This window comes from Azospirillum sp. INR13, assembly GCF_015390205.1.
Taxonomy (GTDB): domain Bacteria; phylum Pseudomonadota; class Alphaproteobacteria; order Azospirillales; family Azospirillaceae; genus Azospirillum.
This window is the reverse complement of the sequence record NZ_VUOI01000019.1, coordinates 67705-85200: the sequence shown is the minus strand read 5'-3', so window position 1 is coordinate 85200 and position 17496 is coordinate 67705. Positions and strand designations below refer to the sequence as shown.

Annotated in this window: 23 protein-coding genes and 2 pseudogenes; 14 read left to right on the top strand and 11 right to left on the bottom strand. The window is 67.2% G+C overall.

Translation table 11 applies throughout. The features are described from left to right. Nucleotides 1-136, bottom strand: a 136-nt coding sequence (locus F1643_RS23390; RefSeq protein ID WP_255542830.1) for an NRDE family protein, incomplete at its 3' end; no start/stop codon positions are given. A 176-nt stretch (nucleotides 137-312) separates the two neighbouring features. Between F1643_RS23390 and F1643_RS23385 the strand changes: the two are divergent. Both F1643_RS23385 and F1643_RS24935 read left to right on the top strand, forming a co-directional pair. Beyond that, nucleotides 313-390 (top strand): annotated as a pseudogene (locus F1643_RS23385) (ATPase inhibitor subunit zeta); the annotation flags it as partial. Nucleotides 391-511: 121 nt separating this feature from the next. Further along, nucleotides 512-631, top strand: a complete 120-nt coding sequence (locus F1643_RS24935; RefSeq protein ID WP_370540622.1) for an ATPase inhibitor subunit zeta — start codon at nucleotides 512-514, stop codon at nucleotides 629-631. 59 nt (nucleotides 632-690) lie between these two features. Here F1643_RS24935 and F1643_RS14900 read toward each other — a convergent pair whose 3' ends face one another. Continuing rightward, nucleotides 691-1557, bottom strand: coding sequence for an N-formylglutamate amidohydrolase (locus tag F1643_RS14900; RefSeq protein WP_194913964.1), 867 nt, complete (start codon nucleotides 1555-1557; stop codon nucleotides 691-693). 278 nt (nucleotides 1558-1835) lie between these two features. Between F1643_RS14900 and F1643_RS14895 the strand changes: the two genes are divergently transcribed. Next, nucleotides 1836-2789 (top strand): succinylglutamate desuccinylase/aspartoacylase family protein, encoded by a 954-nt coding sequence (locus F1643_RS14895; RefSeq protein WP_194913963.1) that lies wholly within the window; start codon nucleotides 1836-1838, stop codon nucleotides 2787-2789. A gap of 117 nt (nucleotides 2790-2906) precedes the next feature. Here the strand turns inward: F1643_RS14895 and F1643_RS24930 are convergent. Further along, nucleotides 2907-2960, bottom strand: a pseudogene (locus tag F1643_RS24930) (CREA protein); the annotation flags it as partial. 11 nt (nucleotides 2961-2971) lie between these two features. Next, nucleotides 2972-3325 carry a CreA family protein gene (locus F1643_RS14890; protein ID WP_370540620.1) on the bottom strand — a complete coding sequence of 118 codons (354 nt, stop codon included), beginning with the start codon at nucleotides 3323-3325 and terminating at the stop codon, nucleotides 2972-2974. A gap of 124 nt (nucleotides 3326-3449) precedes the next feature. Here F1643_RS14890 and F1643_RS23375 point away from each other — a divergent pair, with 124 nt between their 5' ends. Beyond that, the gene (locus tag F1643_RS23375; protein ID WP_255542823.1) at nucleotides 3450-3710 is read left to right on the top strand and encodes a hypothetical protein; all 261 of its coding nucleotides are present in this window, start codon (nucleotides 3450-3452) and stop codon (nucleotides 3708-3710) included. A 37-nt stretch (nucleotides 3711-3747) separates the two neighbouring features. Further along, a complete protein-coding gene (locus F1643_RS14885) occupies nucleotides 3748-4746 on the top strand; it encodes an AI-2E family transporter (protein ID WP_255542822.1) in 999 nt (332 codons plus the stop codon). A 67-nt stretch (nucleotides 4747-4813) separates the two neighbouring features. Here the strand turns inward: F1643_RS14885 and F1643_RS14880 are convergent, their stop codons facing one another. Next, nucleotides 4814-5827: a DUF6352 family protein gene (locus F1643_RS14880; protein WP_194913962.1), complete on the bottom strand. Its 1014-nt coding sequence runs from the start codon at nucleotides 5825-5827 to the stop codon at nucleotides 4814-4816. Between the two features lie 30 nt (nucleotides 5828-5857). Continuing rightward, nucleotides 5858-6892, bottom strand: a complete 1035-nt coding sequence (locus F1643_RS14875; RefSeq protein ID WP_194913961.1) for an alpha/beta hydrolase — start codon at nucleotides 6890-6892, stop codon at nucleotides 5858-5860. A 169-nt stretch (nucleotides 6893-7061) separates the two neighbouring features. Between F1643_RS14875 and F1643_RS14870 the strand changes: the two genes are divergently transcribed. The 6 genes from F1643_RS14870 (at nucleotide 7062) to F1643_RS14850 (ending at nucleotide 11129) form a co-directional block, all read left to right on the top strand. Further along, a complete protein-coding gene (locus F1643_RS14870) occupies nucleotides 7062-7646 on the top strand; it encodes a septal ring lytic transglycosylase RlpA family protein (protein WP_194913960.1) in 585 nt (194 codons plus the stop codon). A gap of 464 nt (nucleotides 7647-8110) precedes the next feature. Continuing rightward, entirely contained in the window at nucleotides 8111-8560 is a 450-nt protein-coding gene (locus F1643_RS14865; RefSeq protein WP_012973248.1) for a MaoC family dehydratase, read from the top strand. 131 nt (nucleotides 8561-8691) lie between these two features. Beyond that, a complete protein-coding gene (locus tag F1643_RS14860; RefSeq protein ID WP_194913959.1) occupies nucleotides 8692-9633 on the top strand; it encodes a bifunctional riboflavin kinase/FAD synthetase in 942 nt (313 codons plus the stop codon). A gap of 15 nt (nucleotides 9634-9648) precedes the next feature. Continuing rightward, entirely contained in the window at nucleotides 9649-9825 is a 177-nt protein-coding gene (locus F1643_RS14855; protein WP_188092439.1) for a hypothetical protein, read from the top strand. Nucleotides 9826-9927: 102 nt separating this feature from the next. Then, nucleotides 9928-10170: an MFS transporter gene (locus F1643_RS23370; RefSeq protein ID WP_255542821.1), complete on the top strand. Its 243-nt coding sequence runs from the start codon at nucleotides 9928-9930 to the stop codon at nucleotides 10168-10170. After that, on the top strand, nucleotides 10167-11129 hold the full coding sequence (locus F1643_RS14850) for a Bcr/CflA family efflux MFS transporter (RefSeq protein ID WP_370540619.1): 963 nt from the start codon (nucleotides 10167-10169) through the stop codon (nucleotides 11127-11129). The genes F1643_RS23370 and F1643_RS14850 overlap by 4 nt, the downstream gene beginning before the upstream one ends. Here F1643_RS14850 and F1643_RS14845 read toward each other — a convergent pair. After that, the gene (locus F1643_RS14845; protein WP_194913958.1) at nucleotides 11095-11664 is read right to left on the bottom strand and encodes an MgtC/SapB family protein; all 570 of its coding nucleotides are present in this window, start codon (nucleotides 11662-11664) and stop codon (nucleotides 11095-11097) included. The two genes, F1643_RS14850 and F1643_RS14845, sit on opposite strands and share 35 nt — an antisense overlap. A 435-nt stretch (nucleotides 11665-12099) precedes the next feature. Between F1643_RS14845 and F1643_RS14840 the strand changes: the two genes are divergently transcribed. Then, on the top strand, nucleotides 12100-13236 hold the full coding sequence (locus tag F1643_RS14840) for a type III PLP-dependent enzyme (RefSeq protein WP_194913956.1): 1137 nt from the start codon (nucleotides 12100-12102) through the stop codon (nucleotides 13234-13236). Between the two features lie 213 nt (nucleotides 13237-13449). Here the strand turns inward: F1643_RS14840 and F1643_RS21755 are convergent, their stop codons facing one another. Further along, nucleotides 13450-13662: a DUF1127 domain-containing protein gene (locus tag F1643_RS21755; RefSeq protein WP_206692496.1), complete on the bottom strand. Its 213-nt coding sequence runs from the start codon at nucleotides 13660-13662 to the stop codon at nucleotides 13450-13452. 313 nt (nucleotides 13663-13975) lie between these two features. Between F1643_RS21755 and F1643_RS14830 the strand changes: the two genes are divergently transcribed. Continuing rightward, a complete protein-coding gene (locus F1643_RS14830; RefSeq protein ID WP_194913953.1) occupies nucleotides 13976-14701 on the top strand; it encodes an HAD family hydrolase in 726 nt (241 codons plus the stop codon). Between the two features lie 12 nt (nucleotides 14702-14713). Beyond that, on the top strand, nucleotides 14714-15064 hold the full coding sequence (locus F1643_RS14825) for a cupin domain-containing protein (protein WP_194913951.1): 351 nt from the start codon (nucleotides 14714-14716) through the stop codon (nucleotides 15062-15064). A gap of 34 nt (nucleotides 15065-15098) precedes the next feature. Here the strand turns inward: F1643_RS14825 and F1643_RS14820 are convergent, their stop codons facing one another. The 3 genes from F1643_RS14820 to F1643_RS14810 all read right to left on the bottom strand — a co-directional run bounded on the left by F1643_RS14820 (nucleotide 15099) and on the right by F1643_RS14810 (nucleotide 17427). Beyond that, nucleotides 15099-15332 (bottom strand): hypothetical protein, encoded by a 234-nt coding sequence (locus tag F1643_RS14820; RefSeq protein ID WP_194913949.1) that lies wholly within the window; start codon nucleotides 15330-15332, stop codon nucleotides 15099-15101. Nucleotides 15333-15451: 119 nt separating this feature from the next. After that, entirely contained in the window at nucleotides 15452-16954 is a 1503-nt protein-coding gene (locus F1643_RS14815) for a tripartite tricarboxylate transporter permease (RefSeq protein WP_206692495.1), read from the bottom strand. Beyond that, a complete protein-coding gene (locus F1643_RS14810; protein WP_194913948.1) occupies nucleotides 16951-17427 on the bottom strand; it encodes a tripartite tricarboxylate transporter TctB family protein in 477 nt (158 codons plus the stop codon). Before F1643_RS14810 ends, F1643_RS14815 begins: the two co-directional genes overlap by 4 nt. Nucleotides 17428-17496 lie beyond the last annotated feature (69 nt).

The window sequence follows — 17496 nt, the reverse complement described above, 5'->3', positions numbered from 1 at the left end:
GGCGGACCACGTTGGGCCGGTCGGACCAATGGCGGGCCGGAGGCAGCCAGGGCCGCCCCGCCATCTCGTCACGGTTCCCGGCGACGACCAACGGCCAGGTTGCGTCGGGTCGCCGCAGGAGAATCACGCTGCACATGCCTTGCCCTGTCTGCTGTTGCGTCTTGTCGTGGAGAACCGGGGGTATCCCGCCGCCTGCAGGAAACTCTGCAGAATATCCGTGGCTGCGACGCGGCGGAACGGTGACGGCGACCGTTTCCCGGCTATATAATCCTCGTAAATGGGAGCGAAACCAATAAAGGAGCGCAGGTCATCATGACGACCTTCGACGATCGCGAAAAGGCCTTCGAGACCAAGTTTCAACACGACGAGGACCTGCTCTTCCGCATCCGCGCACGGCGCGACCGGCTGGCCGGCGAATGGGCCGCCGACCTGATGGGGCTGACCGGGCCGAGGCGGAGGCCTACGCCCGCGAGGTCGTGGACACCGACATCGCCACGCTCGGCCGCACGACATCCGGGACAAGCTGTGCGCCGACCTGCACGCCCGTGGAGTCGACATCTCCGACCACCGCGTGGAAAAGCAGATGGCCCAGTTCCTGGACGTCGCACGCCAGCAGGTGACGCAAGCCTGATCGGTGGGGCCGTCCCGTCCTGCGGACCCGCCGCCCGACCGGGGACGGCGGCGGGCGGCCTATTCCGCTGCGCGGCGCAGGATGCGCTGGCCGGCATAGTCGGCGATTCGGCCGATCAGCAGGTCGATGTCGCCCTTCAGCCGGGCGAAGCCGTCATGGCGCTCCAGCGTCTCCTCGTTCATGTAGAGGCGCCGGTTGATCTCCAGCTGGATCGAATGGCGGCCGCGCGACGGATCGCCGTAACGCGCCAGCAGTTCCACCCCCTTGTACGGATCGTTGATCGCCACGCGGTAGCCGAAGCCGCGCAGGGTCTGCGCCACCAGATGGACGAACCCCGCCTCGCTGGTGGTGCCGTCGCGGTCGCCGATCACGAAATCCGCCGCCAGCGGGTCGCGCCCGTCCGGACGCAACGACGACGGCATGGAATGGCAGTTGACGTGCCAGACCGCGCCGAACCGCTCCGCCAGCCCGTCCAGCGCCAGCCGCATCTGGGCATGGTAGGGGCGGGTAATAGCGGTCGATGCGGTCGGCAACCGCCGCGGCCGGCAGTTTCCCGTCATAGAGCGGCACCCCAGCCGCAGCATGCTGCGGATCAGCCCCATCCCCAACGTGCTGCGCGGGGTCGGGCGCAGCGGCATCGGCCAGTCGCCGTCGATCAGCGCCGGGTCGATGTCGTCCATCGCGCGGTTCACGTCGATGCAGGTGCGGGGGAACAGCGCACACAGCAGCGTGGCGCCATGGTCGGGGGCCGTGGCGAACAGCTCCTCCACATGGGTGTCCTCGCCCTGGCGCAGCAGGGAGTGCGGGCAGACCACCCGGAAATCGGCGGGGTAGACGCTGCCGCTGTGCGGCGAATCGAACAGCACCGGCAGGCGGCGGCCAACCGGGTCGTTGCGGACAAGAACGTCATCGATCACGAAGCTCATCGACCGGCTCCGCCCAGACGCCAAGACAGTGATAACCGCAAGCTCGACCGGCCGATTTGATTGATCCGGTGGGTCCGGCAAGACGGATCCGGCGGATCCTATAACCCAAGCGTCAAGCCACAGTCGACGGCAATCTGTCACGATCCTGCCATGCCGCCGCAACATCGCGCCACCCGCATCAGCCGAAAAAACCACGCTGCCGGCCCGCCCCGGACTGGCGCGGAGTCGCATGGTCCGCCATACTGAGCGGAGCGCCCCACCGCTGGCGAGCCTGCCGCTTGACCGATCCCCTCTTCGCTCCCGTCGAACTCTCGCCGCCGGACATCGCGCCCTACCGGCGCGGCAACACCGGCATCGACCACGTCACCAGCCTGTCGGCGGATGAGCCCGGGCCGCATGTGGTGCTGAACGCGCTCGTCCACGGCAACGAGCTGGGCGGCGCCATCGCGCTGGATGCGCTGCTGCGGATGGGCCTGCGGCCACGGCGCGGACGGCTGACCTTCGTTTTCGCCAACACCGCGGCCTACGCCACCTTCGACCGCCAGAACCCCTACGCCTCGCGCTATCTGGACGAGGATTTCAACCGGCTGTGGTCGCCCGACCATCTCGACGGCCGGCGCGACAGCGTGGAACTGCGGCGCGCCCGCGTGCTGCGCCCGGTCTACGAATCGGCGGACCTGCTGCTCGACCTCCATTCGATGACCGCCGATACGGCGCCGCTGACCCTGTGCGGCCGGACCACGCGCGGGCGCGACCTGGCGCTCGGCCTCGGCTATCCGGCATGGGTGGTGGCGGACGGCGGCCACGCCGGGGGAAAGCGGCTGATCGACTACGGCAGCTTCGCCGAGGCGGAGGGGTCGCGCACCGCGATCCTGGTCGAATGCGGCCAGCATTGGCGGACAGAGACCGCGACGGTCGCACTGGAAAGCTGCCTGCGCCTGCTGCTCGGCCTTGAGATGATCGATTTGCCGGCAAACGGCCCACGCCTGCGCCCGCGCACCGATCCCCAGCGGGTGGTCGAGGTCACCGATGCCGTCACCGCCGCCAGCGAGCGCTTCCGCTTCACCGCCCCCTTCGTGGGCATGGAGGTGATCGGCCGCGCCGGCACCGTCATCGGCTGGGACGACGGCCGCGCCATCCCGACCCCCTATGACGACTGCGTCCTGATCATGCCGGCCCGCCGGGTGAAGTCCGGCCAGACGGCTGTGCGTCTGGGCCGGATCGTGGGGTGAGGCCAAACGGCCTCACTTCGCCGCCGGCTTGCCCTTCGTCCAGGTGGCGTTGGCACTGAACAGCGGCACGGTGGAGATCGACATCTTGGCGGATGCGTCCTTCACCTGCCGGCTGTACACCACATAAACCAGCGTGTCGTTCGGCCGGTCGTAGATGCGACGGATGGCGATCGACTTGAAGATCAGGCTTTTCCGTTCGGAGAAGACCTCCTCCCCTTCTGCGACAGCTCGATGTCGCCGACGGTGACCGGCCCGGTCTGGCGGCAGGCGATGGAGGCGTTGGAGGGGTCCTCGAACCAGTTGCCCTTGCTCAGCCGGTCGATCAGGCTGCGGTCGAAATCGACCAGATGGCAGGTGACGCCCTTCACGCCGGGATCCTCGATCGCCTGCACCTGCAGCCCGTTGCCGGTCCAGTCGTTGGAAAAGCGGCCGACCACCTCGTCCGCCGCCGCGGAACGGAGCGTGAGCCCGGCTGTCAGCAGGCCCAGAACCAAAAGGCCGGCGGAAACGTTCATCAGGGGAAACGGGCTGCGCATCGCGACTGGGTCTCCGGCAAGGACGGGCGGGACCGCAGGAAGCGCGGCCCGGAAAAACACTCCCCTAGATCGGAGGGTCCGGCGCCACCGTCAAGCGCCGTCCTTCGGAGGTCCGGCCACCGCGATGACAGACCGCAGCCCGCTCGCCTCGGCTTCCCCTGCATTTCCCCCCGCGCCCGAGGCCCCGCTTCCCGGCACGCCGGAGCCGGTGACCGAGCCCCTGCCCCCGCCCGGCCACCGCCGCGATCCGCTGACCATCGCCGCCGTCGGCCTGTTCGTGATCGCCGTGCTGTTCGCCCTGTATTTCGGACGCGAAGTCCTGCTGCCGATCATGCTGGCGCTGATCCTCAGCTTCCTGCTGCGACCGCTGGTCCGCGCGCTCTAACCGCATCGGCATTCCGGAAGGGATCGGCGCCGCCATCATGGTGATCACGCTGTTCGGCAGCGTCCTGCTGGCGGTCTATACCCTGTCGGCCCCGGCGGCGGAATGGGTGAACCGCATGCCGCGAGTCCTGCACGAGCTGGAGTTCAAGCTGGGCGACATCCGCGCCGGCATCGAACGGGCTCGCGAGGCCTCGCGCCAGATCGAGCAGATCGCCAAGGAGTCCGGCAGCGAAGGCGGTCCGGTGCGCGAGGTGGTGCTGCGCGGTCCGTCGCTGATGGAACAGGCGATCAGCCAGGTCGAAGCGGTGATCGTCAATGTCCTGATCCTGCAGGTCCTGCTGTATTTCTTCCTGGCGAGGGGCCGCCATTCGCTGGAGGCGCTGATCGGCACCATGCGCAATGTCGACGACCGCGTGCATTACGCCATGGTCGCGGCGACCCTGCAGCAGAACATCGCCGTTTATCTGCTGACCATCACCGTGATCAACGTGGCACTGGGGATCGCCACCGGTCTGGTCATGTGGATGTGGGGGCTGCCCAACCCGGCGCTGTGGGGGGTGCTGGTGGCGGTGGCCAACTACATCCCCTTCATCGGCCCGGCGGTAATGACCGGCGTCCTGTTCCTGGTGTCGGTCCTGACCTTCGACGGGCTCGGCACCATCCTGCTGCCGCCCTTGTCCTTCGTGGCGCTGACCACGATCGAGGGCAACTTCCTGACGCCGATGATCGTCGGCCGGCGGCTGTCGCTGAACCCCATCGCGGTGTTCGTGTCGATCCTGTTCTGGGGTTGGCTGTGGGGGATACCGGGCGCGCTGCTGGCCGTGCCGATCCTGGCGATCCTGAAGATCCTGTTCGACGCGCACGAGCCGCTGAAGCCGGTGGGGGCGGTGCTGGGGGGTGAGGGTGTCGGCTTCGAATGCCCCCACCTATCCTCCCCCGCTCTCAGCGGACCTATGGTCCGGCTGCCGCGTCAGCACAAAGCGAAGCTTTGTGCGAGAGCTGGGCGGGGGAGGGACTGCCGTCGCTCTGCCACATAAGCACTTGTCCCCTCCCCCGCCCAGCGGGGGAGGGTTGGGGTGGGGGTCTAACCTTGCACACACCCCCTCACGCCACCGAAGCCAGCGGCAGATTCACCAGCAAATTCTGCGGCTTCAGCTTCAGCCGCCGCCCTTCCGTCATCGCCAGCCCAAGATAGACCGGCCGTCCGGCGAGGTCGGGACGCATGGCGGCAGGGTCGGCGAAGTCCAGGCGGAACAGGGCGAGGATGCGGGCCAGCCGGTCCTCCCCCATCTCCACCCCGTTATAGAGGTCGTTGAGGATCGCGGTGGCGGAGCTGTCGAGCCCGACATGCCAGACCCAGCGGTCGTCGCGGATGTTCTGCACCGGCTGGATGCCGACCGTCACGCCCAGGAAATGCCCCACCCAGGCTTCCAGCACGCGGGCCAGCGCGTCGAGACCGGCGGCGGCGAAGGTGATGTCCAGCACCGTGTCGTGCCGGGCGTCGCGGCCCCAATAGAGCGGGTGGTTGGTCTCGTCCAGGATGTCCAGATCGACGCTGCGGGGGGCGGTTCCGGCCTCCACCACCAGACGGCCGAGCGAGCCGAAGCCGCCCGACGCCGCCATGGTCTCCACCGTCTCGGCATCGGCGACGCGGACGCGCCCGTCGTCGACCGACACCGTCTGCTCGCGGAAGAACAGCTCCCCTGCCCGCGCGCGCAGCCCCGACGGGGTTCCATCCAGGATGCCGCGCAGGATGGCATGCACCAGCTGGTCGATGAACAGGCCAGGCACGCCGCGGGCGCCCTCGCGGAACAGGCGGATATAGCAGCCCTCCAGCGTCCCGGCGGCCAGCAGCCGGTCGCGGAATGCCAACCAGACCTCGAAGTTCTCCCGCGCATCCGGATCGGCGATAGCGTCGAGCAGCGGGGCCGGCACAATCCGCGCCGGATCGTCCAGCAAGGCGGCGTGCAGCGTGCGCTCGGCGTCGCAGGCCTCCTCCGGCGGGCGCATCTCGGGCCGGAGCAGATAGGCGCGCAGGAAATCGGGCGTCACCGCCAGATGATTGTCGGCATCGCGGGCCAACAGGTGGAAGCCGGACGCCGTCCAGAAATCGGTCATGCTGAGGGGCACCTCTGGTCCTGAAGGCGCCTATCCGACGACAGAGCCGCCGGACGGCGCAAGTGTCTTGTGACCGTCCACGTCATCGAGCGTCCTGTCGAGGAAGTCGTCGATGTCCGCCCACACCCGGTCGCGGATGGCGTCGCATTCCATCAGCAGCTCGTGTTTCGCCCCGGGATACTCGACAAGATGGGCGTTGCCGAGCCGGGCGGCCACCCCACGGTGAAGCTCCGCCCGGACCACCCGGTCGTCGGGCGCGCTCAACAGCAGGACCGGGGTGCGCACCCGTTCCAGCGGCAGTCCGCCATGGCGCAACGCATCCTCCGCATCCAGTGCCGCCGCCACCCAGGCGAAGCTGACGCCGCCGACACGCAGATCCGGCCGCTCGGCATAGGGGGTGTGGAAGGCGGCGTAACGCCGGGGATCGGTGGTGATCTTGTTGTCCGGCCGGAAGATGCCCTCCGCCGGGTCGTAGTCGCCCTGCCACAGCGCATAGCGGCTCCCCCATCCGCAGGCGAGCCCCAGGGTGGCCAGCGCCCGCGCCAGCCGGCGCGGCAGCGGTCCGGTGTGGATGGCGTACATCGGCGCCGCCAGCAGAACGGCGGCATAGCGGCTGCGATCGTCATCGGCATGGCGGGCAAGCGCCAGCGTCGCCACGAGGCCGCCCATGGAATGCGCCAGAAGGATCAGCGGCCCGCCGGTCTCCGCGGCGACGGGCGCCGCCACCTGCCGGTAGACGCCATCGAGGTCGTCGACCAGCAGCGCGAAATCCGTCAGGTGATGGATTTGCCGGTTGGCCAAGGGCCGGTCCGACAGGCCCTGGTTGCGCCAGTCGACCGCCACCACGCGGAAGCCGCGGGCCGTCAATGCGTTCGCAGTCTCCGCATACTTCTCGATGAACTCGGCGCGGCCGGTCAGCACCAGCGCCGTGCCGCGGGCCCGCTCCGGCTTCGGCCAGATGGCGACCCGCAGCCGCGCCCCGTCGGCCGTCGTGACAGACCGCATCTCCACATGGCTCAGGTCCGGCTTTCCTCCGGGTACAGTCCAAGCGGAATCGTCGGCCATGTTTTCTCCCCTGAGCGTTGTGATGATTATCGGAGGAACGCCCATGCGGACCACCCACCCCGAATTCGTGAAGATATTCGAAACCGGAAATAGTAGCGATGTCTTGCATGCGGTCGGTGAGGGAACTCTTTTCCTTGCAGGGCGTTGGTGCGCCGTTGGAGGTGTACCGATGAAGACAATGCGAATCATCGTCCTGGCGCTTGCCGCCACGACCCTGAGCGGGACCGCGGTCCCGGTGCTGGCGAACGAGAAGGCCAAGGTTCCCCCCGTTCGTGTCGAGCAAGAGGATGGCGAGGAAGTCCTCGTCCACAAGGGGGAAGCGTCCTTCTACAGCCACAAGTTCCACGGCCGCACCACCGCCAGCGGCGAGCCGATGAACCAGAACAAGTCGACCGCGGCATCGCGCGCGCTGCCGCTCGGCTCCAAGGCCACGGTCACGAACGAGGAGAACGGCAAGAGCGTCGATGTCATCGTCAACGACCGCGGCCCCTATGTCGACGGCCGGGTGATCGACCTGTCACGCTCCGCCGCCAAGAAGCTGGACATGATCGAGGATGGGACCGCCCCGGTGACGGTGGAGGTCAAGCCGTCCGAGCAGCCGACCGACACCGCCCGCGACAAGGTGGAGGCGAAGGTCGACCAGCTCACCCCCGACCGGCAGGTGGCGGACCGCGAAAACCGCCGCAGCGAAGGCAGCGGCAATAGTGGTGGTACTGGCAGCGACACGGTGTCGCAGTCCGGTTCGGGCAAGTAATGCTGCGGCGCGGCGAAGACGCTTCCCGATTCGCCGCGCCGATCCCCTGACTTTTATTGCGCTGCCGAACGAACAGTCACCGAACGTTCAACGGCTGAAAGGAAACGGACTTTGCCACTGCGGCTCGGGGTGGTGTCCGACAGTCGCGCCAACGCCGGCTGCAAAGGGCCATGGGCGACGGGATTTTCCGTTAAGTTGTTGATTGAAAGCCGCTTCTGCCGCTCTATCCTCATTGCGAAATAAACCGGCCGCATAAGGCCCCCTTCCATTACCGGTAAGCCTGCCGCGGAAAGCAGCCGCTTCGTTCGCGGTCTTGTGCGGAACGTTAGAGATTTTTTTGCATTTTTGGAGGAGACGTGGTGCCATTCCCATCGCTGCGGCGCACATGACGCATTGCAGCGAACGGCGCGGCGCCAGTGCGTCAGACGCCGGAACAGGCACCGAGAGAAAGAGGAATTGCTGCGATGGACGACGTGCGTCAGGTCCGCAAGGATACCGAAGGCTACTGCATCGAAGACCTGTCCGTCGGCATGACGGCGAGCTTCGCCAAGACGGTGACGGAAGCCGACATCGTCCTGTTCGCAGGCATCTCCGGCGACACCAACCCGGTCCACATCAACCAGGAATACGCCGCCACCACCATGTTCCAGGGCCGCATCGCCCACGGCATGCTGACGGTCGGATTCATCTCGGCCGTGCTGGGCACCAAGCTGCCGGGGCCGGGCTGCATCTACATGAGCCAGACGCTGAAGTTCAAGGCTCCGGTCCGCGCCGGCGACACCGTCACCGCCCGCGCCACCATCACCGAACTGATCCCGGAAAAGCGCCGCTGCGTCATCAAGACCGTCTGCACCGTCGGCGAGACCGTGGTGGTGGAAGGCGAAGCGTTGCTGATGGTGCCGTCGCGCGGCTGATTTTTCGACGCCCGACCGCTGCCTTCGGGCGACAGGACACCGCCGGCGCGTTTACCCCGCGCCGGCGTCGGTCTATATAGACGCCCGAGCAAGCGGACCCGCCGGGGTCCGCCCACAGCACCGGGGCGCGCATGCGACTGTACAGACACACCGCCGATCTACCGGCCGAAGAGCGGGGCGCCGTCGTGGCGCTCGGCAATTTCGACGGCGTGCACCGCGGACATCAGACGGTCATCGGCACCGCCCAGCGTCTTGCGGCGGAAATGGGCGCGCCATCGGCCGTGGTCACTTTCGAACCTCACCCGCGCAGCGTCTTCCGTCCCGACGACCCGCCCTTCCGCCTGACGCCCTTCCGCGTCAAGACCCGGCATATCGAGGCGCTGGGCGTCGATCAGCTGATCGTCTGCCATTTCGACGATAGCTTCCGCCACAAGACCGCGCAGGCCTTCGTCGATGAAATCCTGATCGGCGGGCTGGGCATCCGGCATGTCGTCTGCGGCTATGATTTCCTGTTCGGGCACAAACGGTCGGGCGACCCGGCCTTCCTGCTGCGCGCCGGCCGCGCCCGGGGCTTCGGCGTGACCGAGGTCGGGCCGGTGTCCGACACGGAGGGCGGGGTCTATTCCTCCACCCGCGTGCGCGACGCGCTCGTCGCCGGCCGCCCGCGCGAGGCCTCCCATGTGCTGGGCCATCCATGGGAGATCGAGGGGCGCGTCGTCCATGGCGACCAGCGCGGACGCACCATCGGCTTCCCCACCGCCAACATCGAACTGGGCGAGTATCTGCGCCCGGCCTTCGGCGTCTATGCGGTGCGCGCCGGCATCGATCGCGGCGGCGAGACCGTATGGCTGCCCGGCGTCGCCAATCTCGGCGCCCGCCCCACCGTCGACGGCACCGTGGCCCGGCTGGAGGCCCATCTGTTCGACGTCGACCTGGATCTGTACGACCTGCATCTGCGGGTGCAGATGGTCGATTTCCTGCGGCCGGAGATGAAGTTCCCCAGCTTCGACGCGCTGAAGGAGCAGATCGTTCAGGACGCCGCCGCCGCCCGCGCGGTGCTGGCCGCCGGCTGACGGGAGAGGCAAACCATGGAACGGGTCCTGATGCTGCTGTTCATCCTGAACCAGGGCGGTCCGACCACGCTGGAATTCGCCAGCATGGAGCAATGCAAGGCCGCCGAGCCGATCGTCATCCAGAACTACCGCGAGATGACCGGCAACACGGTGCTGTCGCGCTGTATCCGCATGGTGCTGCCGGCGAAGTGAGGGAGCAGGTCTGCCGGGCCGTGATCGGCGCTGGCGGAGGTGGTTTCGTCTGATACAGTGCGGCCCCGACCTCGCTTCCCCGCCGCGGTGCCCGCCCCTGCCATGCCCCGTCCCGATTCCCTGCCGATCCGTGTCCTGCTGACCGCTCTGGTCGCCTTCGGTCCACTGTCCACCGACCTCTATCTGCCGTCGCTGCCGACGCTGGTCCGGGTGTTCGACACCGATGTCGTCACGGTGCAGATGACGCTGTCGATCTTCCTGATCGGCTTTGCCGTGTCGCAGTTGATTTATGGCCCGATGTCCGACCGGTTCGGCCGGCGCCCCACCCTGCTGGTCGGGTGGTGATCTATCTGGCGGCCAGCGCCGTCTGCGCCATGACCACCAGCATCGAAGGGCTGATCGCCGCCCGCTTCTTCCAGGCGCTGGGAGCCTGCTGCGGGCCGGTGGTGGCAAGGGCGGTGGTGCGCGATGTCTTCGGCCGCGACCGGGCGGCGACGGTGCTGGCCTACATGTCGATGGCGATGGCACTGGCTCCCGCCGTGGGGCCGATGCTGGGCGGCGTGCTGACGGAGTGGTTCGGCTGGCGCGCCAATTTCGTCCTGCTGACCGTCTTCGCCTGCGGCATATTGGCGGCGGTGTGGTCGATGCTGGACGAGACCAACGCCCACCGCGACGAGGAGGCGCTGCGGCCGGGCCGGCTCGCCGCCAACTACCTGCTTCTGCTGCGCAACCGCGGCTTCGTCGGCTATGTGCTGGTGGTCGCCTTTTCCTACAGCGGCATCTTCTCCTTCATCTCGGGCTCGTCCTTCGTGCTGATCGACCGGCTGCACCTGACCCCGGCGCAGTATGGCGCCAGCTTCGGCGCGGTGGCGCTGGGTTATATGCTGGGCACCTTCCTGGCCGGACGGCTGACCCCGCGGCTGGGCGGCGCCCGCATGATCCGCATCGGCACGCTGCTGTCGCTCGGCGGCGGAGTCGTGGGCGGCCTGCTGTCGCTGGCCGGGGTGCTGCACCTGCTGGCCATCGTCGGGCCGGTCTTCCTGTTCATCCTCGGCGCCGGGCTGACCCTGCCCAACGCCACGGCGAACGCGGTCGGCCCCTACGCCACCATGGCCGGGCTCGCCTCCTCCCTGCTGGGCTTCGCGCAGATGACCATCGCCGCCGCCATCGGCATCGTCGTCGGCCATATGAGCGACGGCAGCGCCCTGCCGATGATGGGGGCCATCGGGCTGGTGGCGCTGGGCGCGCTGCTGGCGCACCGCCTGCTGGTCATCCCCTCGGCGCTGGGCGGGCGATCCGCCTGACCCGGCCCGGCGGGCGGGCGGCTCGGCGCCGCTCCCGCGCCTTGCGGTCGTCGTCCCTGCCGCCGTCTTCATCCTCCTTGCCGAACTGCGGGAAGCGGTCCATCAGGACGGTGAACAGGATCGTCACCATCAGGCACAGGCCCAGCGCCATCCCCGCCAGCAGGTAGTATCCGGCACCGCAGGCGATGCCCAGCCCGCCCGCCACCCAGATCACCGCCGCGGTGGTCGCCCCGCGCACGCTGTCGCCGGAACGGAACATGACGCCGGCGCTGATGAAGCCGACCGCCTGGGCCACGCCCTGGATGACGCGCACCGGGTCGCTCGGCCGCTCGTCGCCGCTGGCATGCAGCCCGACATAGAACTCCAGCGCCACCAGAGTCGTCAGGGCGCAGCTGATGGATATCAGCGTATGCGTGCGCAAACCCGCCGCCTTGCCGCGCATTTCCCGGTCAAGCCCAAGCAGCGCGCCGCAAAAGGCTGCAGCCAGCAGCCGCAACCCGATCTCCTCCACCGTCAGAACCGTAGTCAAGCCCATGAAATCGCTCCGGTTTTTTGGCCCCTCAAACGGTCTGCCACTTTTTTGGGGCACACGGCATTTTTCACTTTGCAATCGATCGCGTTGGATCTATGTAACGCGAACTCGCAAGCGCACGTGCCGCTGGCCCGCCCCTCGGCGTCTCCGAGATGTGGTTATGCAACGACGTAACGCGTGATCCCCGACCGTCCCTTAAACAAGGCGGCGACTTGGAGGTTACGATGGTTGATGTTGTTGTGGGTGGGCGCGTGCTCACCCGTCTCCGAAATCTGCCGCTCCTGGACCATACGGACAGAACAGGGTTCTGTACGGGGCAATCCAGTATTGGCGGCCTGAGCGCCTGATCAGCTTTTTGAGTTGCTGATCGGCCCGCCCGGCCGCTCCCCCCCGACTTCACCCTTTCCGTTCCATCATCTTGCGTCCCAGGAGACTGAGATGACCCAGAAGATTGCGCGCTTTTTCGAAGAGCAGCGCCCGCAGACCCCTTGCCTCGTCATCGATCTGGACGTGGTCGAGCAGAACTACAACGATCTGCACGACGCCCTGCCCGATGCCCGCATCTTCTATGCGGTGAAGGCGAACCCGGCCGCGGAAATCCTCAGCCTGCTGGCCCGTCTCGGCTCCGCCTTCGACTGCGCCTCGGTCCCGGAAATCCAGATGGCGCTGGCCGCCGGCGCCACCCCGGAGCGCATCTCCTTCGGCAACACCATCAAGAAGGAAGGCGACATCCGCCGCGCCTACGAGCTGGGCGTGCGCCTGTTCGCCTTCGACAGCGAGCCGGAACTGGAGAAGATCGAGCGCGCCGCCCCCGGCGCCCGCGTCTTCTGCCGCATCCTGACCTCGGGCGAGGGCGCCGAATGGCCGCTGTCGCGCAAGTTCGGCTGCGACCTGACGATGGCGCGCGAGCTGCTGCTGAAGGCCCGCGACATGGACGTGCAGCCCTATGGCGTGTCCTTCCATGTCGGCTCGCAGCAGAAGGATCTGATGCAGTGGGACCACGCCATCTTCCAGGTGGCGCAGCTGTTCCGCGAGCTTGAGGTTCTCGGCGTCGATCTCGGCATGATCAACCTCGGCGGCGGCTTCCCCACCCGCTACCGCACCGACGTGCCGGAATGCACCGCCTACGGTCAGGCGATCTTCGACTCGCTGCGCAATCACTTCGGCAACCACCTGCCGGAGACCATCGTGGAGCCCGGCCGCGGCATGGTCGGCAGCGCCGGCATCATCGAGAGCGAAGTGGTCCTGGTGTCGCGCAAGTCGGCCGAGGATCCCAAGCGCTGGGTCTATCTGGACATCGGCAAGTTCGGCGGTCTGGCCGAGACGATGGACGAGGCGATCCAGTACCCGATCGAGGTGCTGGGCGACGAGCCGAACGACGACCGTGAGGCCGTGATCCTGGCCGGGCCGACCTGCGACAGTGCCGACGTGCTGTATGAGCGTGCCGACTACAAGATGCCGATGGGACTGAAGTCGGGCGACCGCGTGCGCATCCATGCCACCGGCGCCTACACCACGACCTATTCGGCCGTCTGCTTCAACGGCTTCGAGCCGCTCAAGCACTACTGCATCTGAGGAGGAGGCGGGCCAGCGCCCTACCCTTCCCGAAGTTGGTCCAAGCAAGAGCCCGCCGCCGGATCGATCCGGCGGCGGGCTCTTCTTTTTCTGTCGGCTAATTTTTGTGCAGCCCATTTTTTGATCAGCCGGAGCATCGGACAAAGAAAAAGGCCGCTTCCGATCGATGGAAGCGGCCTTTTCCGGTGCGTTCGCCGGCCGGCGTGCAGGCGCTCATTCGCGCCAGAACGGCTTCGACATCTCGCGCTCGGCATCCAGGCGGCTGAAGCCGATGTCCTGAAGCATACGGTCGTCCAGATAGCCCAGCTCGCGGCGGGTCACGACGCGCTGGCGCCACAGGCCTAGCATGTTCGAGGCGACCTCGACGATATGACCGAAGGTGGTGGTGGCGTGGCCGGTCTCGGCCGAATGCAGAAGGGTTGCCATGATGGAGATTCCTGAGATGTCTTGTTATGGAGGGTCCGCCGGTCGGCGATCACGTCCTCCTTGTGTGGAAATATAATTACGCTCCTTTGAGCCATGTTGCCACCCCCGGCGGCAACATGCCCGCTTTGCAGGCAGCGAAGAACTCGCCATGGAATGTCACCGATCTGTGGCAAAAGCGTCATTACGGATACTTACGGTTTGGCAGGCGGACAATAGCGGGCACTAGCACCTTCCCGGCCTGGACAAGACTGACCGACTTGGGTCATGTATTGTTTTGCTTACGGATCAATCGAGCGGACCTGCGGACAGGCATATGAGCGGCATCCACATCCCCGGCGGCGGCCCCGGCAACCAGACCTTCGACACCATCGGGTTCGATGGCGACGACACGCTGTGGCACAACGAATCGCTCTTCTCGATGACGCAGGACCGTTTCCGCGCCCTGCTGGCCCATGCCGCCGACCCGACCGATCTCGACCGCCGCCTGCTGGAGGCGGAACGGGCCAATCTCCGGGTCTATGGCTACGGCATCAAGGGCTTCGTTCTGTCGATGATCGAGACGGCGATCGCGGTCACGGACGGCAAGGTCGCCGCCCGCGACCTGCAGAGCCTGATCGACTTCGGCAAGGCGATGCTGGACCACCCGGTGGAACTGCTGCCCGGCGTGGCGGAGGTGGTGGAGGCGCTGGCATCCCGCCATCGGCTGGTCCTGATCACCAAGGGCGACCTGTTCGACCAGGAAAGCAAGATCGCCCGCTCCGGCCTGTCGGAGCTGTTCCATGCGGTGGAGATCGTCAGCGAGAAGGACCCGGCGACCTACCGGCGGGTGATGGACCGCCATGGCATCGACCCGGCGCGTTTCCTCATGGTCGGCAACTCGGTGCGGTCCGACATCCTGCCGGTGCTGGCGACCGGCGCCCATGCCGTCCACATCCCCTATGCCATCACCTGGGCACATGAAGAGGCCGAGGTGCCCGACGACCATTACCGCCGCCTCGACTCGGTCCGCGACCTGCCGGCACTGTTGGCGGCCTGGTGAGGAGCCATATCGATGACCTTGCTTCCCCTGCCCGACCTGGACGGCATCACCCCCGAAACCGGCGGCCCGGCCGCAGACCGCGTGCTGTCCGGCGCACCCGTCTTCACGACTTGGAACGGTTACGAGTCGGCGGACGGCAAGCGGTTCGCCGGAAGCTGGCGGTCGACTCCGGGCTCCTGGCGCATCGTCTATGACGAGTGGGAATATTGCGAGATTCTGGAGGGCGAAAGCATCGTCGCCCATGACGATGGCCGGTCCTGGACCCTGAAGGCCGGAGACCGTTTCGTCATCGAACCCGGATTCCAAGGCAGCTGGACCGTGATCGCGACCACGACCAAACGCTATGTGGTGGTCCTGCCCTGAACGGCCGCTCAGCCGCCCTGCTCGGCCGCCCCGCTCACCCCGTCAGTTCGACCGGGTTCTGCGCGGCGCCGTGGCTGATGATGGTTACGGCCTTGCGCCCGATCTCCACCGCCAGCACGCCCAGCACGAGGACGGAGGCGACCAGCATCAGGCGGGCGACGTCACGGGTCAGCGCGCGCTTGCGGGCGTTGGCCCGGCGATGCTCGCGGATCACCGCGCGCATGGCGCCACCGGTCAGTCGACGTCCGAACCAGGCATTGGCGGCCATGATGCGCTCCCATCATCCCGAACAAGCATAAGTGCATTTATATAAAATTTTATCTTATTCAGCAAGAACCGAATCCCGCGGCGTGACGCCCCGGGACCCGGTTCCGGGTAAGGCCTGCCCTATTCCTTGAAGGCCACCTCGCGCTGGCGGCGGAAGGCCGGCAGAAGGATGAGGGCCAACAGGCCGGCAGCCACGGCCATCAGGCCGGCGCTGATCGGGCGGGTGACGAAGACGGTCAGGTCGCCCTGGGACAGCAGCATGGCGCGGCTGAGGTTCTCCTCCAGCAAGGGACCGAGGACGAAGCCAAGCAGCAACGGCGCCGGTTCACAATCCAGCTTCTTCAGCACATAGCCGAACACGCCGAATCCGGCCATCAGCAGCACGTCGAACACGTCGTTCTTCAGGCTGTAGGTGCCGATGCAGCAGAAGACCAGAATGGCCGGGAACAGATAGGCATAGGGCACGCGCAGAAGCCGCACCCAAAGCCCGATCAGAGGCAGGTTCAGCACCACCAGCATGACGTTGCCGACCAGCATGCTGGCGATCATGCCCCAGAACAGGTCCGGCTGCTTGGTCATGATCTGCGGTCCCGGCGTGATGCCGTGGATCATCATGGCCCCGACCATCAGTGCCATCACCGCGTTGGACGGGATGCCGAGGCTCAGCATCGGGATGAAGCTGGCCTGGGCGCCGGCATTGTTGGCGGCCTCCGGCCCGGCGACGCCCTGGATGGCGCCCTTGCCGAAGGCGGAGGGATCGCGCGCCACCTTCTTTTCCAGCGCGTAGGAGGAAAAGGCGCTGAGCGTCGCCCCGCCACCCGGCAGGATTCCCAGCAAGGCGCCCAACGCCGTGCCGCGCACCGCCGCCGGCCAGGCATCCTTGAAGTCCTGCAGCGACGGCCACAGCCGGTGGACCGGTGACGGGTCTATGCCGCGCCCTTCCGTCTCTTCCAGGTTGATGATGATGTCGGCAAGGCCGAACAACCCCATCGCCAGCGGCACGAAGTCCAGTCCGTCATAGAGCTGCGGAATGTCGAAGGTGAAGCGCATCTGGCCGGAATTGACGTCGGTCCCGACCATCGACAGCAGCAGCCCGACGAGGATCATCGCCACCGCCTTCACCACCGAACCATGGGCCAGGGTCACCGCGCCGATCAGGCCGACCAGCATCAACGCCACATATTCCGACGGACCGAAGGCCAGCGCCATCCCGGCCAGCGGCGGACCGGCCAGCGCGATGACCAGCGTGGTGACGCAGCCCGCGAACAGCGACGACAGCGCCGCCGTGGCCAGCGCGACGCCGCCGCGACCCTGGCGCGCCATGGCGTTGCCGTCCAGGCAGGTCATGACGGAGGAGGATTCTCCCGGCAGCTTCACCAGGATGGCCGTGGTCGATCCTCCATACTGGGCGCCATAGAAGATGCCGGCCAGCATGATCAGCGCCCCCACCGGCGGCAGGTAGAAGGTGATCGGCAACAGCAGGGCCACCGTCGCCGTCGGCCCCAGTCCGGGCAGCACGCCGATCAGCGTGCCGATCAGGACGCCGAGGAAGCAATAGACCAGGTTCATCGGCTCGACCGATACGCCCAGCCCGAGCCAGAGATTGGCGAGGATGTCCATCATGGCCAGATCTGGAGCGGCAGGCCCAGTCCCCAGGAAAAGATGGCGATGCAGCTGGTGGCGAGCGTGGCCCACAGGGCCGTGAAGGGGCCGGGGCGCAGCGGCCGCCCGGCCAATCCGCCGATGCCGATCAGCGCCAAGATGGCGAGCACCAGACCCAGCCTGTCGAGCAGAGCCGCGAAGGCGATCACGGCGATGGTGATGGCGATCGACGGCCTCCACGCCCAGGCCAGCGTCGCCGTCCGCTGCGCCGTCAGTCCGCGCAGCACGGTCGCCAGCCCCGCCGCCAGCAGGAAGTAGCAGACGAGCCGCGGGAAGAACCCGGCCTGCATCATGGCCAGCGACCCCGCCTCCCAGCCGCGCGCCAGCCAGAGCCCGCCGAGGGCGAGGGCGCTGAGCAGCAGCCCGGCCGCGAGATCCTGGGGCGATCTCAGCCGGGATGCGGCCGACCGGGGAGATCTCAGGGTATGTGTCATTGGATGGATATGTCCGCTCTCTCAGCCATGCGACGGCGGAAGGGCCGGGCGCCGCTTCCGCTTCATTGG

Excerpts from the sequence above, each read along its gene's own strand:
- F1643_RS14830 (WP_194913953.1), top strand. The coding sequence starts at position 13,976 with ATGAGCGGCATCCACATCCCCGGCGGCGGCCCCGGCAACCAGACCTTC.
- F1643_RS14875 (WP_194913961.1), bottom strand. The coding sequence starts at position 6,892 with ATGGCCGACGATTCCGCTTGGACTGTACCCGGAGGAAAGCCGGACCTG.
- F1643_RS14855 (WP_188092439.1), top strand. The coding sequence starts at position 9,649 with ATGGAACGGGTCCTGATGCTGCTGTTCATCCTGAACCAGGGCGGTCCG.
- F1643_RS14865 (WP_012973248.1), top strand. The coding sequence starts at position 8,111 with ATGGACGACGTGCGTCAGGTCCGCAAGGATACCGAAGGCTACTGCATC.
- F1643_RS14900 (WP_194913964.1), bottom strand. The coding sequence starts at position 1,557 with ATGAGCTTCGTGATCGATGACGTTCTTGTCCGCAACGACCCGGTTGGC.
- F1643_RS14845 (WP_194913958.1), bottom strand. The coding sequence starts at position 11,664 with ATGGGCTTGACTACGGTTCTGACGGTGGAGGAGATCGGGTTGCGGCTG.
- F1643_RS14890 (WP_370540620.1), bottom strand. The coding sequence starts at position 3,325 with ATGCGCAGCCCGTTTCCCCTGATGAACGTTTCCGCCGGCCTTTTGGTT.
- F1643_RS21755 (WP_206692496.1), bottom strand. The coding sequence starts at position 13,662 with ATGGCAACCCTTCTGCATTCGGCCGAGACCGGCCACGCCACCACCACC.
- F1643_RS14860 (WP_194913959.1), top strand. The coding sequence starts at position 8,692 with ATGCGACTGTACAGACACACCGCCGATCTACCGGCCGAAGAGCGGGGC.
- F1643_RS23375 (WP_255542823.1), top strand. The coding sequence starts at position 3,450 with ATGACAGACCGCAGCCCGCTCGCCTCGGCTTCCCCTGCATTTCCCCCC.
- F1643_RS14870 (WP_194913960.1), top strand. The coding sequence starts at position 7,062 with ATGAAGACAATGCGAATCATCGTCCTGGCGCTTGCCGCCACGACCCTG.
- F1643_RS14880 (WP_194913962.1), bottom strand. The coding sequence starts at position 5,827 with ATGACCGATTTCTGGACGGCGTCCGGCTTCCACCTGTTGGCCCGCGAT.
- F1643_RS14840 (WP_194913956.1), top strand. The coding sequence starts at position 12,100 with ATGACCCAGAAGATTGCGCGCTTTTTCGAAGAGCAGCGCCCGCAGACC.
- F1643_RS14825 (WP_194913951.1), top strand. The coding sequence starts at position 14,714 with ATGACCTTGCTTCCCCTGCCCGACCTGGACGGCATCACCCCCGAAACC.
- F1643_RS14810 (WP_194913948.1), bottom strand. The coding sequence starts at position 17,427 with ATGACACATACCCTGAGATCTCCCCGGTCGGCCGCATCCCGGCTGAGA.
- F1643_RS14820 (WP_194913949.1), bottom strand. The coding sequence starts at position 15,332 with ATGGCCGCCAATGCCTGGTTCGGACGTCGACTGACCGGTGGCGCCATG.
- F1643_RS14815 (WP_206692495.1), bottom strand. The coding sequence starts at position 16,954 with ATGATGGACATCCTCGCCAATCTCTGGCTCGGGCTGGGCGTATCGGTC.
- F1643_RS14885 (WP_255542822.1), top strand. The coding sequence starts at position 3,748 with ATGGTGATCACGCTGTTCGGCAGCGTCCTGCTGGCGGTCTATACCCTG.
- F1643_RS23370 (WP_255542821.1), top strand. The coding sequence starts at position 9,928 with ATGCCCCGTCCCGATTCCCTGCCGATCCGTGTCCTGCTGACCGCTCTG.